Source organism: Methylobacterium mesophilicum (genome assembly GCF_036441335.1).
Taxonomy (GTDB): domain Bacteria; phylum Pseudomonadota; class Alphaproteobacteria; order Rhizobiales; family Beijerinckiaceae; genus Methylobacterium; species Methylobacterium mesophilicum_B.
In genome coordinates this window covers 1-15,426 of record NZ_MLBW01000005.1, presented here as the reverse complement: position 1 = coordinate 15,426, position 15,426 = coordinate 1, and the positions used below count along the sequence as shown (strand labels likewise).

Sequence of the window (15,426 nt, the reverse complement as noted above, 5' to 3'; positions counted from 1 at the left end):
CCTCAGCGCCGGACCTTGAGGGTGAAGAGGCCCTGCGGCCTCAGCATCAGGATGCCGACCACCGCCAGCAGGGTGATCACCTTGGCCATCGAGCCGGAGAGGAAGAACTCCAGGGTCGACTGCGTCTGGGAGATCGAAAAGGCCGACGCGATGGTGCCGAGCAGGCTCGCGGCGCCGCCGAACACCACGATCAGGAAGGTGTCGACGATGTAGAGCTGGCCCGAGGTCGGTCCGGTCGAGCCGATCATCGTGAAGGCCGAGCCGGCGATGCCCGCGATGCCGCAGCCGAGTCCGAACGTGTAGCGGTCGACCTTCTCGGTATCGATGCCGACCGCCCCCGCCATGGCGCGGTTCGACATGACGGCGCGGACCTGCTGACCGAAGCGCGAGCGGAAGATCAGCAGCGCGACGCTGACGGTGATCAGAATGGTGACGGCCATGACGAACAGGCCGTTGATCGGGATCTCGATCGTGTCGGTGACCTGCACGGAACCGATCAGCCAGGACGGCAGCTCGACGCCGACCTCGCGGGCCCCGAAGATCGACCGGTAAGCCTGCTGGAGGATCAGCGACAGGCCCCAGGTGGCCAGCAGCGTGTCGAGGGGGCGCTTGTAGAGGAACCGGATCAGGCCCCATTCCACCAGCATCCCCAAGGCCCCGGAGGCGAGGAACGCCAGGCCCATCGCGATGAAGAAATAGATCGGGAAGAGCGCCGGCAGGTAGGTCTGAAAGAAGGTCGAGCAGAGATAGGTGACGTAGGCGCCGAGGATCATGAACTCCCCGTGCGCCATGTTGATCACGCCCATCTGGCCGAAGATGATCGCGAGCCCCAGCGCCATCAGCAGGTAGACGGAGAACAGGATCAGGCCGGCAAAACCCTGCATGGCGAAGATCGCGCCGAGGTCGCCGAGGGAATAGTCGCCGAGCATGTCTTTCGGCCTTCTGCGAGAGAGACTACGCGACTGAAGCCCGCGCCGCTCTCCCTCCCCCGCAGAGGGGGGAGGGAAGAACCGGTGCGCTTACTGATATCCCTTCGGGAAAGGATCCGGCTTGATCAGCTCCGGGCTGGTGTAGACGATCTCGAATTGACCATCGGTCTTCGCCCGGCCGACCCGCGTCTTCGACCAGAGGTGATGGTTCTCGTCGATCTTGACGTAGCCTTCCGGCGCGCCCTTGAACTCGATCCCCGGCGAGGCCGCCACCACCTTGTCCACGTCGAACGAGCCGGCCTTCTCGCAGGCCATCTTCCACAGGAACGGTCCGAGATAGGCCGCCTGCGTCACGTCGCCGATGACGGTCTTCTCGCCCCACATCTTCTTGAACGCGGCCACGAAGGCCTTGTTGTTCTCGTTGTCGATCGACTGGAAGTACTTCATGCAGGCATAGGCCCCGGCGATATTCTCGCCGCCGATGCCGTCGATCTCGTCCTCGGTGACCGAGATCGTCATCAGCACCTGCTTCGACAGGTCGATGCCCGCCGCCTTCAGCTGTTTGTAGAACGCCACGTTCGAGCCGCCGACGACGTCGGCGAAGATCACCTTCGGCTTTGTCAGCTTGATCTTGTTGATCACCGAGTTGAACTGGGTGTGGCCGAGCGGGAAGTACTCCTCGCCGACGACCTTGCCCTTGAGCACGTTCTCGACGTGCTTGCGGGCGATCTTGTTGGAGGTGCGCGGCCAGATGTAGTCCGAGCCGATGAAGTAGAAGCTGTCGCCGCCCTTCTCCTTGTGGACCCAGTCGAGGCCGGCGAGGATCTGCTGCGTCGCCTCCTGGCCGGTGTAGAAGACGTTCTTCGACTGCTCCAGGCCCTCGTAGAAGGTCGGGTAGTACAGGAGGCCGTTATACTGCTCGAACACCGGCAGCACCGCCTTGCGCGAGGCCGAGGTCCAGCAGCCCATCACGGCGGCGCAGTGGTCGTTGACCAGCAGCTTCTTGGCCTTCTCGGCGAAGGTCGGCCAGTCGGAGGCGCCGTCCTCCTGGATGATCTTGATCTTGCGGCCGAGCACGCCGCCGGCGTCGTTGATCTGCTGGATCGCGAGCTTCTCCGCTTCCTGCGCGCCCGTCTCGGAGATCGCCATGGTGCCGGTGATCGAGTGCAGGATCCCGACCGTCACCTCGCTGTCGGTCACCGCGAGGCCCGTGGTGTTCACCGCCGAGGTCGGCGGCGCCGCCCACGCGGTGCGCGGCAACAGCGCCAGTGCCGGGGCGCCCGCCAACCCCATGAGCAGCCTGCGCCGCAGCGGGGAGCGCAAGCCGTGATCGGCGCCGGTCTCGGTGTCGTCTGCCATGTGCCTGACCCTGTTCGCGTCCGGGTCTTGAGAGGCGGCCCGGATCGACGAGCGCAGGCTAGGTCCTGGGTTGCGGTGCGGCCTATACGCGATTTTGCGTATGGCCGTGCTCTTGCATGCGCTGCACCATCGCGACGGAATACTTCGAGGTCGGGGTGGCTGAGAGCGCGCAGGGTGAGGGCACCGCACCGGTGTCCGGTGTTTCGCGCGCGCGCGCGTCGCGCGGCCGCCCGTGCGTGACCGAGCCGAGAGTGACGCCGGGGCGCGGCGGCCGCATCGTGCCGGCCGGGGCCCGATGAGCGGTCCGCAGCGCATCATCCCCATCCGTCGGGACTACAACCGCTTCGTCGCCGACGAGACGCTGGAGGATTACGCCCTCCGGTTCACCGCCAAGAAGGCGCGGCGCTGGTCGAGCCTCGAGGTGGCGCAGACCGCCCTCGGCTCGATCTCGTTCCTGGCGCTGGAGGCGATCGGCGGGACGCTGGCGCTCACCGCGGGCTTTCCCAACACGGTTGCCGCCGTGCTGGTCGTCGGGCTGATCATCTTCGCCACGGCGGCACCGATCACGGTCTACGCCGCCCGCTACGGCGTCGACATGGACCTGCTCACCCGGGGCGCGGGCTTCGGCTATCTCGGCTCGACCGTCACGTCGCTGATCTACGCGAGCTTCACCTTCCTGTTCTTCGCCATCGAGGCGGCGATCATGGCGCTGGCGCTGCAGCTCTGCTTCGGGCTGCCGCTCGGCGTCGGCTACCTGCTCTGCGCCGGGGCGGTGATTCCCCTGGTCGTCTACGGGATCCGGCTGATCAGTCGGTTCCAGATCTGGACCCAGCCGATCTGGCTCGGCCTGAGCCTGCTGCCGCTGATCTTCGTGGCGGCGCAGGGCGCGGCGCCGCTGCGGGCGCTCGCTGGCTTCCCGGGCCTCGACGGCGGCGGGGGCGGTTTCGATCTCGCGCGCTTCGGCCTGGCCACCGGCGTCCTGCTGGCGCTGCTCGCTCAGGTCGGCGAGCAGGTCGACTTCCTGCGCTTCGTTCCGGAGCCGGAGGGCCCGCGCGACCGCCGCTGGTGGCTCGCCGTCCTGGCGGGGGGCGCCGGCTGGATCCTGCCGGGGATGCTGAAGATCCTGCTCGGCGCCGCACTGGCGGTCCTGGCGCTGGGCCACGGCGTCCCCGCCGAGCACGCCGCCGAGCCGACCCGCATGTACGCGGTCGCGTTCGGTTACCTGACGGGGGAGGGGACCCGGGCGGCCCTGCTGCTCACCGGGCTGTTCGTTCTCGTCTCTCAGCTCAAGATCAATCTCACCAACGCCTATGCCGGCTCGATCGCGTGGTCGAACTTCTTCTCGCGCCTGACCCACAGCCATCCGGGGCGGGTGGTCTGGCTCGTGTTCAACGTCGCCATCGCGGTGCTCCTGATGGAGCTCGGTATCGACAAGACCATCGAGAGCACGCTGCCGCTCTACGCCTCCGTGGTCTCGGCCTGGGTCGGGGCGCTGGCCGCCGACCTCGCGGTCAACAAGCCGCTCGGCCTCTCGCCCCCCGGCATCGAGTTCAAGCGCGCCCATCTCTACGCGGTGAACCCGGTGGGGACCGGCGCCATGGCGCTGGCCCTCGCGGCCGGAGGCGCGGCCTATGTCGGCTGGCTCGGCGCGACCCTGCAGCCCTTCGCGCCGCTGCTCACCCTCGCCATCGCGTTCTGCGCGGCCCCGGCGATCGCCTGGGCCACCGCCGGGCGCTGGTATCTCGCCCGGACGCCGAAGCGGGATTGGGGCGCGGCCGAGGTGGTCTGCCGGGTCTGCGAACTGCCCTTCGAGGGCGAGGACATGGCCCATTGTCCGGCCTACGACGCGCCGATCTGCTCCCTCTGCTGCTCGCTCGACGCCCGCTGCGGCGACCTGTGCAAGCCCCACGGACGCCTGGAGGTGCAGGCGCAGGCCGCCGTCGCGCGGATCCTGCCGGGCCGCACCGCTGCCTGGATCGGCGCCCCGCTCGGCCGCTACCTCGCGGTGATGCTGACGCTCTGCGCGGTGATCGGGCTGATTCTCGGCATCGTGCACGCGGGCGCGACGATCGCCCACCCGGAGAATCGCGAGTTCCTGCGCACGGCGCTGACCAGCGTGTTCTTCACCCTGGTGGTGATCCTCGGCGTCGTGGCGTGGCTGTTCGTGCTCGCGCAGGAGAGCCGGCGCGTCGCCCAGGCCGAGACGATGCGCCAGACCGCGCTCTACCAGGCCGAGATCGCCGCCCATAAGGTCACCGACGCCAAGCTGCAGGAGGCCAAGGAGCGGGCCGAGGCCGCCAATCAGGCCAAGAGCCGCTACGTGGTCGGGATCAGCCACGAGCTGCGCACGCCGCTCTCCACCGTGCTCGGCTACGCGCAGCTCCTCGAATCCGACCCGGCGATCCCGGCTCACCGTGTCAACGGCCTGCGGGTGATCCGGCGCAGTGCCCAGCACCTGTCGGGCCTGATCGACGGCCTCCTCGACATCTCGCGCATGGAGGCCGGGCGCCTCCAGATCCACCGCGACGAGGTCCGGCTGACCGACTTCCTGGACCAGCTGGTCGATATGGTCCGCCTCCAGGCCCGGGAGGCCGGGCTCGAGTTCCGGTTCTCACGGCCCGAGATCCTGCCCGCGGTGGTCGCCACCGACGAGAAGCGCCTGCGGCAGGTGCTGCTCAACCTGCTGTCGAACGCCATCAAGTTCACGGAAGCCGGCACGGTGTCGCTGGACCTGAGTTACCGGAGCCAGATCGCGGTGTTCACGATCCGCGACACCGGGCCGGGCATCCCGGAGGCGGACCTCGCGCGGATCTTCGAGCCGTTCGAGCGCGGCTCGACCCCGGCCGCCCGCAGCACGCCGGGGACCGGACTCGGGCTGACCATCGCCAACCTGCTGGCGCAGCTCCTGGGCGGCGAGATCACCGTGACCGCCGCCCCCGGCGGCGGCACGCAGGCGCGGCTGCGCCTGATGCTGGCCTCCGTGGCCCAGCCCGCGCCGATCGCGCCGCCCGCGCNACGATCCGACGACCCGGGCCGCGACGCGGCTCCACCTCGCCCGCGTGATCCTCGGCCGCGTGGCGGCCCGGTTGCGCGCCGGCACCGCGCAGGAGGGCGGCCCCGATGGCGTCTGAGAGCCCGGACCGCGCGCACGCGGTCGCCTTCACGCTGAACGGCGAGGCCGTGCGGGCGCATGTCCCGGCCCGGATGCATCTCGGCGACCTGCTGCGCCAGTCCTTCGGCCTCACCGGCGTGCATCTCGGCTGCGAGCACGGCGTGTGCGGCGCCTGCACGGTCCTGGTCGACGGCCGGGCGGTGCGGTCCTGCCTGATGCTCGGCGTCCAGGCCGACGGCGCCACGGTCGAGACCGTGGAGGGCCTGACCGAGAGCGGGCGCATCCGCGACCTGCAGGACGCCTTCCACGCCCGCAACGCCCTGCAGTGCGGCTACTGCACCCCCGGCATGCTGGTGACGGCCGCCGAGTTCCTGGACGACGCGGAGGCGCCAACCTCGCGCGACGCCATCCGCGCGGCGATCGCGGGCAATTACTGCCGCTGCACCGGCTACCACGCCATCGTCGACGCCATCGCGTCGACCGCCGAGGCGCGCCGGCAAGGTCGCCGGGATCCCGGCCGGGAGGCCGCCGAATGAGCGCGGATCCGGGCGGCCTCACTTTCCTCGACCGGCCGAACAGCTATATCGGCCGCTCGGTCCCGCGGCCGAACGCGCGGCGCCTCCTCGAGGGCCGGGGCGTCTACGTGGACGACGTGGCCATCGCCCGCCTGGGCCATGTCGCCTTCCTGCGCAGCCCCCACGCCCACGCCCGCATCGTCGCGCTGGACTCCGCGGACGCCAGGGCGATGCCCGGCGTCATCGCCGTGGTGACGGGCCCCGAACTCGCGGAGGTCTGCACGCCCTGGGTCGGCGTGCTCGGGCACTTCAAGGGGCTGCGCTCGGCGCCCCAGCACGCCCTGGCCCTCGACCGGGTGACCTGGGTCGGCGAGCCGTTCTGCGCGGTCGTCGCCCGCAGCCGGGCCGAGGCCGAGGACGCGCTGGCCGCCATCATGGTCGAGTTCGATCCCCTCCCCGCCGTGGTCGACATGGAGACGGCGCTCGATCCGGCGACGCCCGCGATCCACGCCGAGCTCGGCGACAACCTCGCCTTCGAGCGCGTCCTCGACGTCGGCGACGTCGAGGGGGCCTTCCGCGACGCGGCCCTGGTGGTCGAGGAGACCTTCCAGTTCGGCCGGCACACGGGGGTGTGCCTGGAGCCGCGGGCGATCCTGGCCGACTGGGCGGCGGCGGACGGGATGCTGACCGTCCACCACTCCTTCCAGGCGCCGCACATGATGCAGGACATCCTGTGCAAGCACCTCGCCCTCCCCGAGGGGGCGGTGCGGGTCATCTGCAAGGATGTCGGCGGCTCCTTCGGGATCAAGGTCCACATCTACCCCGACGAGATGGCGACCTGCGCGCTGGCGCTGATGCTCAAGCGCCCGGTCAAGTTCGTCGCCGACCGGCTGGAGAGCTTCCAGAGCGACATCCACGCCCGGGACCACCGGGTCACGGCCCGGATGGCCTTCTCGGCCGCGGGCGACATCCTCGCCCTCGACATGGACGACCTCACGGGCATCGGGCCCTACTCGGTCTACCCGCGCACCAGCGCGGTCGAGGCCAACCAGGTCGTCAACCTGACCGGCGGCCCTTATCGCCATCAGCACTACAGGGCCCGCGCCCGCGTCGTGCTCCAGAACAAGGCGCCCACCTGCCAGTACCGGGCGGTGGGCCACCCGATCGCCACGATGGTCGCCGAGGGGCTCGTCGACCTGGGCGCCGCCCGGCTCGGCCTCGATCCCCTGGCCGTGCGCGAGCGGAACGTCATCCCCGACGACGCCTATCCCTGCGCGGGCGTCTCGGGGATCAAGCTGGAGAAGCTGTCCCACCAGGCGGCGCTCGCCAAGCTCAGGGCGATGATGGACTATGACGGCCTGCGCGCCGAGCAGGCGGACCTCCGGAAGCGGGGGATCTACCGGGGCATCGGCCTCGCGGCCTTCATCGAGATCACCAACCCGTCGGCGGCCTTCTACGGGGTCGGCGGCGCGCGCATCTCGTCCCAGGACGGCTGCACGATCCGGCTCGATCCCCAGGGGGGCGTCGTCGCGTCGGTCAGCGTCACCGAGCAGGGCCAGGGCACCGAGGGCATCATCGCGCAGATCGTGGCCACCGCCACGGGCGTGCCGATGGACAGGGTCCGGGTGATCTCGGGCGACACGCAGGCGACGCCCTACGGCGGCGGCACCTGGGCGTCGCGCGGGGCCGGCATCGGCGGCGAGGCCGCGTGGCAGGCCGGCAAGGCGCTGCGCGGCAACGTCCTGGCGGTGGCGGGCGCGATCCTGCAGGCCGACCCCGGAAACCTCGACGTGCGCGACGGCGCCGTGGTGGATGCAGGCACCGGGACCGAGCGCATGCCGCTCGCGGAACTCGGCCGCATCGTCTACTTCCGCCCCGACACGCTGCCGCCGGGGGTGCAGCCGGAATTCGTGGCGACCCGGCACTACGTGCCCAAGGACTACCCCTTCGCCTTCACCAACGGCGTGCAGGCCTCCTACGTCGAGGTCGACACCGAGACCGGCTTCGTGCGGCTGCTCAAGCACTGGTGCGTGGAGGATTGCGGGACGGTGCTCAACCCGCTCCTCGTCGACGAGCAGATCCGCGGCGGGATCGTCCAGGGGATCGGCGGCGCCCTGTTCGAGCACTGCCTCTACGACGGCGCCGGCCAGCTGCTGAACGGGTCGATGGCCGACTACCTCGTCCCGATGGCCGGCGAGATGCCCGACATCGCGGTCGCCCACGTGGTCTCGGCCACCGCGTCGTCCGAGATCGGCGCCAAGGGCGCGGGCGAGGCCGGCACCGCCGGCGCGCCGGCGGCGGTCGTCAACGCCATCAACGACGCGCTCCGGCCGTTCGAGGCGCGTGTCTCCCGTCAGCCGGTGACGCCCGAGGTGGTGCTGGAGACGCTGGGACTGATTTGAAACCGGCTGCGGGCTTCCCCGTCCTTGCGAGCGCAGCGAAGCAACCCAGGGCAGCGGGACGCTGCCGAACGTGGCGAATCCCTGGATCGCTTCGCTGCGCTCGCGAGGACGGATGACCCTGTCGGGTCAGGACACATCGACCACCACGGGGCACGGTCCGCTCAAGAGACCGGTCCCGACGAGGACACGCCAACGGAGGGACGGGAATGGGAACGGGCTTCGACAGGCGCCGGCTGCTCCGGGGCAGCGCCGCCGCATCCGCGCTGGCACTCGCCGCCCCGGCGCTCCTGCGCTCCGCTGTCGCGCAAGATGGCCCGATCCGCATCGGCTTCCCCGTCCCGCTCACCGGCGCCTTCGGGGCCGAGGCGAACGATCAGGTCCGCGCCGCCCAGCTCGCCGTCCAGGCGTTCAACGCGGCCGGCGGCTTCCAGGGCCGCAACGCCGAACTCCTCGTGCGCGACGACAAGCTCAACCCCGGCGAGGCCGCGACTCGGACCCTCGAGCTGATCGAGAAGGACAAGGTCAACTTCCTGGTCGGCGGCCTCTCGGCGGCGGTCACGCTGTCGATCAACAACGTCGCCCGCGAGCGCGGCGTGATCTACAACTCGATCAGCCAGTCCGACGCGATCAACGAGGCCAAGGATTTCGGCCGCACCACCTTCCACGAGGCCCTGAACCCGCACATGACCGCGGGCGCGGTCGGCCGCTACGTCTTCCCGAAATCGGGCAAGCGCGTCGCCTTCCTCAGCGCCGACTACGCCTACGGCCACGAGATGGTGCGCGGCTTCAAGCGTGCCGGCGAGGCCTCGGGCATCGAGGTCGTGGCCGACATCCGCCACCCGATCGGCGCCTCCGACTACTCGGCCTTCCTGCCCCGGATCGCCGCGCTCAAGCCCGACGTGCTCTGCCTGTGCAATTTCGGCCGGGACCAGGTCGTCTCGATCCAGCAGGCGACCGAGTTCGGCCTGAAGCGCACCACCAAGCTCGTCGCGCCGGTCCTGCTCTTCACCGCCCGCAAGGCCGGCGGCGACGCCTTCGACGGCGTGATCGGCGGCACCTCCTACTACTGGCGCCTGGAGGACAGCGTGCCCTCCGCGAAGGCGTTCAACGACCGGTTCCGCGCGGCCTACAACGGTGCCGTGCCGTCGGATTACGGGGCGCTGGGCTATGCCGGCGTCCGCTCGGTGCTGGAGGGCGTGAAGGCCGCCGGGTCGGTCGAGACCGACAAGGTCGTGGCCGCCATGGAGGCCCTGAAGGCCGACTTCTACAAGGGTCCGCAGAGCTTCCGGAAATGCGACCACCAGTCGGTGCAGTCGGTCCTGATCGTCGAGGCGAAGTCGAAGGACATGAAGACTGCGGACGACGTCTTCACGATCCTGGGTACGGAGGGGCCCGACGAGCGCTTCCTGCGCGGCTGCGACGAGCTGGGCCACAAGGCGTGAGGCGCGCCCTGCGAACCCGCGGGAGGACGCGGCCTTGAGCGACCTCACGATCGGCGGCTTCCCCCTCGATCTCCTCGCCCTCCAGCTCGTGACCGGCGTCGCGCTGGGGGCGATCTACGTGCTCGTCGGCATCGGCCTGTCGCTGATCTTCGGGCTGATGAACGTCGTCAATTTCGCCCACGGCGCGTTCTTCATGGTCGGCGCCTATGTCGGCGTCTTCCTGTACGGCTACACCGGCAGCTTCTGGCTCAGCCTCGTCGCGGCGCCGCTGGCGATGGGGCTCCTCGGGCTCGCCGTGGAGCGCGTGCTCGTGCGCCCCCTCTACGGGCGCGGCATCGACGATCCGCTGCTCCTCACCTTCGGCCTGTCCTACGTGATGGTCGAGAGCGTGCGCATCGCCTTCGGGCTGACCGGGCTGCCCTTCGGCGCGCCGCCCGAGCTGCGCGGCGCGGTCGATATCGGCATCGGCTACTTCCCCCTCTACCGGCTGTTCCTGATCGGCTTCGCGCTGGTGGTGGTCGGTGCCCTGTGGCTGTTCATCGAGCGCACGCCCTTCGGCCTCGTGATCCGGGCCGGCGCCCGCGACCCGCAGATCGTGCAGGTGCTCGGGATCGAGATCACCAAGGTCTGGCTCGCGGTCTTCGCCCTGGGCTGCGCGCTCGCCGGGCTCGCCGGCATCCTCGCCGCGCCCCTGCAGGGCGTCACGCCCGAGATGGGGGTTCCGGTTCTGGCCGAGGCCTTCGTGGTCACGGTGGTCGGCGGCATGGGCTCGCTGGCCGGGGCCGTGCTCGCCGGGCTGATCGTCGGGATCGTGGTGGCGATGACGTCGCTCGTCGCCCCCGACATGACCAAGATGGCGATCTTCGCCCTCATGGCCCTGGTGCTGCTCGTGCGGCCCCGGGGCCTCCTCGGCCGGGCCGGAGCCCTCGGATGAGCGCCCGCGCCCCTGCCCCCGCCGTCACGGAGGGAGGCGCCCTTCCGGCGGCCCAGCCGGCTGGCGTGGTGCGGCCGGCACCGCGTCGCCCTGACGCTCGCCGTCCTGCTCGTGTTCCCCTGGATCGCCCCCTACCAGGCCCTCGCGGTGAACATCCTGGTGCTCGGGCTCTACGCCCTCGGGTTCAACCTGCTGTTCGGCTATACCGGGCTCCTGTCCTTCGGCCACGCCGCCTTCCTGGGCGGCGGGGCCTACGGCTGCGGCATCGCCATCGTCCATTACGGGCTGCATCCGGCCCTGGCGCTCGTCGCCGGCACGCTGCTCGCCACCCTGATCGCGGCCGTCATGGGCGTGCTGGCGATCCGCACCCGCGGCATCTACTTCGCGATGACGACGCTCGCGCTGTCGATGTGCGTCTACTACGCGTTCTACCAGGCGGAGCCCTTCACCGGCGGCGAGAACGGCCTGCGCGGCATCAACGTGCCGGCGCTCGCCCTGCCGGGCTTCAGCCTCAATCTCCTCGACCCGGTGGTGAAGTACTACGCCGCGCTGGCCGTCGTCGGCGTCGCGGTCTGGCTGTTCTCGCGCCTCCTGTCGTCGCCCTTCGGGGCCGCCCTCGAGGCGATCCGCGAGAACGAGGGCCGGGCGCAGGCCTGCGGCTACGACGTGCGCCGCATGAAGCTCGCGGCCTTCGTGATCTCCGGGGCCCTGTGCGGCCTCGCGGGCGGGCTCCAGGCAATCCACCTCTCGATCGTGCCGATCGAGACGATGCACTATTCGACCTCCGGCCAGGCCGTGATGATGGCGCTGCTCGGCGGTATGGGGACCTTCTTCGGACCCTTCGTGGGGGCGGCCACCTTCGCGCTCCTGCAGGACGGGCTCGCCACCGTGACGAGCCACTGGCAGCTCATCGTCGGCGCCGTCTTCATCGCCTTCGTGCTGTTCCTGCCGCTCGGCATCTGGGGCGAGGTGCTGGCCCGCCTGAGGAGGGCCGGATGGTGAGCGTCGCCCCGGTCATCGCCGCGCCGGCCATGGCGTCCGCTGCGGCCTCCAGTGCGGCGTCCAGTGCGGCGCCGCCGATCCTCGCCACCGAGGGACTCGGCAAGCGGTTCGGGCATTTCCGCGCCCTGTCCGACGTCACCGTCGCGTTTCCGGAGGGCGGCATCACCGCGATCATCGGGCCGAACGGGGCGGGCAAGTCGACCTTCTTCAACCTGATCTCGGGCGCCTTCCCGCCAAGCGAGGGACGGGTCCTGTTCCGCGGGCGCGACATCACCGGCGCGGCCCCGCACGCCTTCGCCCGGATGGGCATCGCCAAGTCGTTCCAGATCACCAACGTCTTCCCGAACCTCACGGTGCGCGAGAACGTGCGGGTGGCCGCCCAGGCCCGGCGGGTCCGCTTCGCGCTCTTCCGGGATCGCGCGGCCTATCCCGAACTGGCGGAGCGGGCCGGGGAACTCCTCGGCGAGGTCGGGCTCGGCGCCCGGATGGATCGCCTCGCCCGCGAACTCGCCCACGGCGAGCAGCGCGCCCTGGAGATCGCGGTGGCGCTGGCCGCCGAGCCGAGCCTCCTCCTCCTCGACGAGCCGACCGCCGGGATGAGCCCCGAGGAGACGCGCGAGATGATGGACCTCGTGCAGCGCCTCGCCGAGACCCGGACGCTGATCCTCGTCGAGCACAAGATGAAGCTCGTCATGGGCCTGTGCCGGCGCCTCGTCGTCCTCCACCAGGGCCAGCTCCTGGCCGAGGGCAGCCCCGACGACATCCGGGGGCATCCCGAGGTGCGCCGCGTCTACCTGGGCAACACGGCGGGCAAGATCACGGGCGGGACCGCATGAGCACCGCCGTCACGCAGCCGCTCCTGGCGGTCGAGGACCTGCGGGCGTGGTACGGCCACTCCCACATCCTGCAGGGCCTGTCGCTGGTGGTGCGCCCGGGCGAGATCGTCACGCTGGTCGGCCGCAACGGCGCCGGCAAGACCACCACGCTGAAGGCGATCATGGGCCTCGTGGCGAAGCGCGAGGGGCGCGTGACCTTCGCGGGCGCCGACATCCTCCACCGGCCGCCCCACGAGCGCTTCCACCGGGGCCTCGCCTACGTGCCGGAGGAGCGGCGCATCGTGCCGGGGCTGACCGTGGAGGAGAACCTGCGCCTCGGCATCCTGGCCGCCAAGGGGGCAGGACGGGGCGCGCGCGCGACGCGCCGCGACGAGGCGCGGCGCATCGAGGTGATCGCCGAGACCTTCCCGCGGCTGAAGCAGCGCCTGAAGCAGGAGGCCATCACGATGTCGGGCGGCGAGCAGCAGATGCTCGCCATCGCCCGGGCGCTCATGGCCGAGCCCGTGATGGTGCTCCTCGACGAGCCCTCGGAGGGGATCATGCCGATCCTGGTCGAGGAGATGTTCGCGCAGTTCGTCGCGATGAAGCGGGCCGGCACCACGATCCTGCTCGTGGAGCAGAACGTCGAGCTCGCCCTCGACGTGTCCGACCGCGTCTACATCGTCGACGGCGGCGCCGTCGTCTACCACGCCCCCGCGCCCGCGCTGCGGGACGATCCCGAGATCCAGGCGCGCTACTGCGCGGTCTGAGTGCCCGCACCGGCCGGTGGGCGGCGCAGAGTCAGGAGGAGATCAGGATGGACATCGCTGGCGCGTATCGGATCCCGGTCGCGCGGGAGGCCGTCTGGGCGGCGCTGAACGATCCGGAGGTGCTCGCCCGCTGCATCCCCGGCTGCAAGGAGCTGGTGCAGGTCTCCCCGGAGGAGATGACCGCCAAGGTCGCCCTCAAGATCGGGCCGGTCTCGGCGACCTTCGCGGGCACGGTCCGCCTGGAGGATCTGCGCCCCCCCGAGGGCTACAGCCTCGTCGGTCAGGGCAACGGCGGCATGGCGGGCTTCGCCAAGGGCCGCGCCGCGGTCAGCCTCGCGGCCGAGGGCGGCGAGACGCTCCTGACCTACACCGCCAAGGCGGAGGTCGGCGGCAAGATCGCGACGCTGGGTGGCCGACTCATGCAGGCGACCGCCCGCAAGCTCGCCGACGAGTTCTTCGGCAAGTTCGCCGCCGCGCTCGGGGCGCCCGGCGACCCGGTCGCGCCGCGGGCGGCCGAGGCCTAGATCCGCCGACCCGGTCTCCGGGTCGATCTCGGGGTCGAGATTCGGCGCAGGAACTTGAGGACGCCCTGCTGGGCGGAGTTGACCGTCTTGCCGGGCGCGAGCCGGTTCTGGGTGGTCGCCATCAGCTGGGCGTTGTCCTGAAGCGAGAGCAGGTTCTCCGGCGCGTCGCGGCCGACAGGGGGATACCGGAGGACATGGAGCACTCATCTCATGGCATGGTCGGCTCGGTCTTGGGCCAGTAGATATCGGCGATCTTCGCGTTATATATTGTCTAATATCTGAGCGTATGGCGTCAATATGCGCGCAAGTATGTAAATCGTGAATTTAATTTCCGTAAATATATACAATTATGCTTATCGTGGCCGGACAGGATTGCCGGATCGAAAATCTTCATCTCTGGATGCAGCACCGCCGGCCGCCGGCCCGCCGTGAAGGGCGGATCGTCGTCGCGCGAATGGTCGATGCGGGGATGTGTCCGGCCTCCCGGGCTCTGTAGACTACTACTCCCGACCGAACACACCGGCCCGTTCAGAGCCCTGTCAGACCTGACAGTAGGCAGGCCCACCGCGTCCGATCAACATTGGTGAGCGCCAATCACCTAGCTGATATATTGACAGCCTTCCAATAAATCCCGTATGATCTGTATTCGATACATTTCGTAACAAATATTAGCTCTGTGATCCGGTTTTTGCCATCATTCTTTGAGAAAATGATTTTATATCCTGAGTCCGTTCGGGTTCTCGAGTATGAAATCCATGGCGAATAGGCGTATCGTAGCCGAGCGATTCGACTGCACACTCATCGCGATCGCCCGCGACGAGGCGTTCTACATCGCGGAATGGCTGGCCTTCCATCGCGCCGTCGGTTTCAGCCGGATCCTCGTCTTCGATCACGGCAGCACCGATGACACGCCCGCGATCGTGGCCCGCGCGGCGGCCGCCGATCCGGCCATTTCCCTTCACGCGGTCGCAGCTCTCGACGGCGTGTCACCGCAGATCGCGGCCTACACGGCCGGCATGGCCCTGGTGGCCACGCCGTGGGTGGCGTTCCTCGATATCGACGAGTTCCTCGTGCCCTGGCAGGACGGCGCGCTACCCCGGTATCTCGCCCGGGTGCCGGACGATGTCTCGGCCGTCCACGTCAACTGGCGCTCGTTCGGCTCATCCGGCGTGACCGCGCGGGGATACGGGTTCGTGACGGAGGCTTTCCAGCGCTGCGCTCCGTCCGACTGGGCCTATCAGGCCCATTACAAGACGCTCGCGCGGTCCGAGCACGTCCGGGGCGTGCAGGTGCACGAGGTGGTTCTGGCGGCCGGACGACGCACGCTCTCGGACTTCACCGATGTCGCGGCCGGCACGACCGGAATGGCGGACCGGATCGCCTACGGCGGCATCCAGCTCAACCACTATCAGTGCAAGACCTGGGGCGAGTTCTCGGCCCGGATGCGCCTGCCGAGCGCGGGCAGCCCGCGCGGTCCCCGGCTCGACGCCCTGGCGCTGCGCTTCGATCTGCTCGACCGCAACGAGATCGAGGACCGCTCGGCGTCCCTGTTCAGCCGGGCCATGCGCGCGCGATGGGCGGTCCTGGCGACCGGGCGCGCGCCGCGCGCGCGGGCCGCGGCC

The 15,426-nt window shown here is 70.0% G+C and carries 13 protein-coding genes; 10 read left to right on the top strand and 3 right to left on the bottom strand.

What is annotated here, in order from left to right; all coding sequences use genetic code 11:
- Positions 1–2: 2 nt before the first annotated feature.
- Together urtB and urtA are read right to left on the bottom strand one after the other, a co-directional pair.
- Positions 3–929 carry an urea ABC transporter permease subunit UrtB gene (urtB, locus tag MMR14E_RS03085; RefSeq protein ID WP_012322399.1) on the bottom strand — a complete coding sequence of 309 codons (927 nt, stop codon included), beginning with the start codon at positions 927–929 and terminating at the stop codon, positions 3–5.
- Positions 930–1,019: 90 nt separating this feature from the next.
- Positions 1,020–2,288, bottom strand: a complete 1,269-nt coding sequence (urtA, locus tag MMR14E_RS03080; RefSeq protein WP_331312759.1) for an urea ABC transporter substrate-binding protein — start codon at positions 2,286–2,288, stop codon at positions 1,020–1,022.
- 295 nt (positions 2,289–2,583) lie between these two features.
- Here urtA and MMR14E_RS03075 point away from each other — a divergent pair, with 295 nt between their 5' ends.
- The 9 genes from MMR14E_RS03075 to MMR14E_RS03035 all read left to right on the top strand — a co-directional run bounded on the left by MMR14E_RS03075 (position 2,584) and on the right by MMR14E_RS03035 (position 13,804).
- A complete protein-coding gene (locus tag MMR14E_RS03075; protein WP_331312758.1) occupies positions 2,584–5,457 on the top strand; it encodes an ATP-binding protein in 2,874 nt (957 codons plus the stop codon).
- Entirely contained in the window at positions 5,409–5,936 is a 528-nt protein-coding gene (locus tag MMR14E_RS03070; RefSeq protein WP_331312757.1) for a (2Fe-2S)-binding protein, read from the top strand. Before MMR14E_RS03075 ends, MMR14E_RS03070 begins: the two co-directional genes overlap by 49 nt.
- Entirely contained in the window at positions 5,933–8,317 is a 2,385-nt protein-coding gene (locus tag MMR14E_RS03065; protein WP_331312756.1) for a xanthine dehydrogenase family protein molybdopterin-binding subunit, read from the top strand. The genes MMR14E_RS03070 and MMR14E_RS03065 overlap by 4 nt, the downstream gene beginning before the upstream one ends.
- A 206-nt stretch (positions 8,318–8,523) precedes the next feature.
- Entirely contained in the window at positions 8,524–9,759 is a 1,236-nt protein-coding gene (locus MMR14E_RS03060; RefSeq protein WP_331312755.1) for an ABC transporter substrate-binding protein, read from the top strand.
- A 34-nt stretch (positions 9,760–9,793) separates the two neighbouring features.
- A complete protein-coding gene (locus MMR14E_RS03055; RefSeq protein ID WP_331312754.1) occupies positions 9,794–10,693 on the top strand; it encodes a branched-chain amino acid ABC transporter permease in 900 nt (299 codons plus the stop codon).
- A 60-nt stretch (positions 10,694–10,753) separates the two neighbouring features.
- On the top strand, positions 10,754–11,695 hold the full coding sequence (locus MMR14E_RS03050) for a branched-chain amino acid ABC transporter permease (protein ID WP_419539299.1): 942 nt from the start codon (positions 10,754–10,756) through the stop codon (positions 11,693–11,695).
- Positions 11,696–11,724: 29 nt separating this feature from the next.
- Entirely contained in the window at positions 11,725–12,531 is an 807-nt protein-coding gene (locus MMR14E_RS03045; protein ID WP_331312985.1) for an ABC transporter ATP-binding protein, read from the top strand.
- Complete coding sequence (locus MMR14E_RS03040) at positions 12,528–13,280, top strand: ABC transporter ATP-binding protein (protein ID WP_331312752.1); 753 nt, start codon at positions 12,528–12,530, stop codon at positions 13,278–13,280. Before MMR14E_RS03045 ends, MMR14E_RS03040 begins: the two co-directional genes overlap by 4 nt.
- Positions 13,281–13,327: 47 nt before the next feature.
- On the top strand, positions 13,328–13,804 hold the full coding sequence (locus MMR14E_RS03035) for a carbon monoxide dehydrogenase subunit G (RefSeq protein ID WP_331312751.1): 477 nt from the start codon (positions 13,328–13,330) through the stop codon (positions 13,802–13,804).
- Here the strand turns inward: MMR14E_RS03035 and MMR14E_RS29145 are convergent.
- A complete protein-coding gene (locus tag MMR14E_RS29145; protein ID WP_419539295.1) occupies positions 13,801–14,007 on the bottom strand; it encodes a hypothetical protein in 207 nt (68 codons plus the stop codon). The genes MMR14E_RS03035 and MMR14E_RS29145 overlap by 4 nt on opposite strands.
- Before the next feature lie 552 nt (positions 14,008–14,559).
- Between MMR14E_RS29145 and MMR14E_RS03025 the strand changes: the two genes are divergently transcribed.
- The coding region (locus MMR14E_RS03025) for a glycosyltransferase family 2 protein (protein ID WP_331312750.1) at positions 14,560–15,426 on the top strand (867 nt) is incomplete at its 3' end.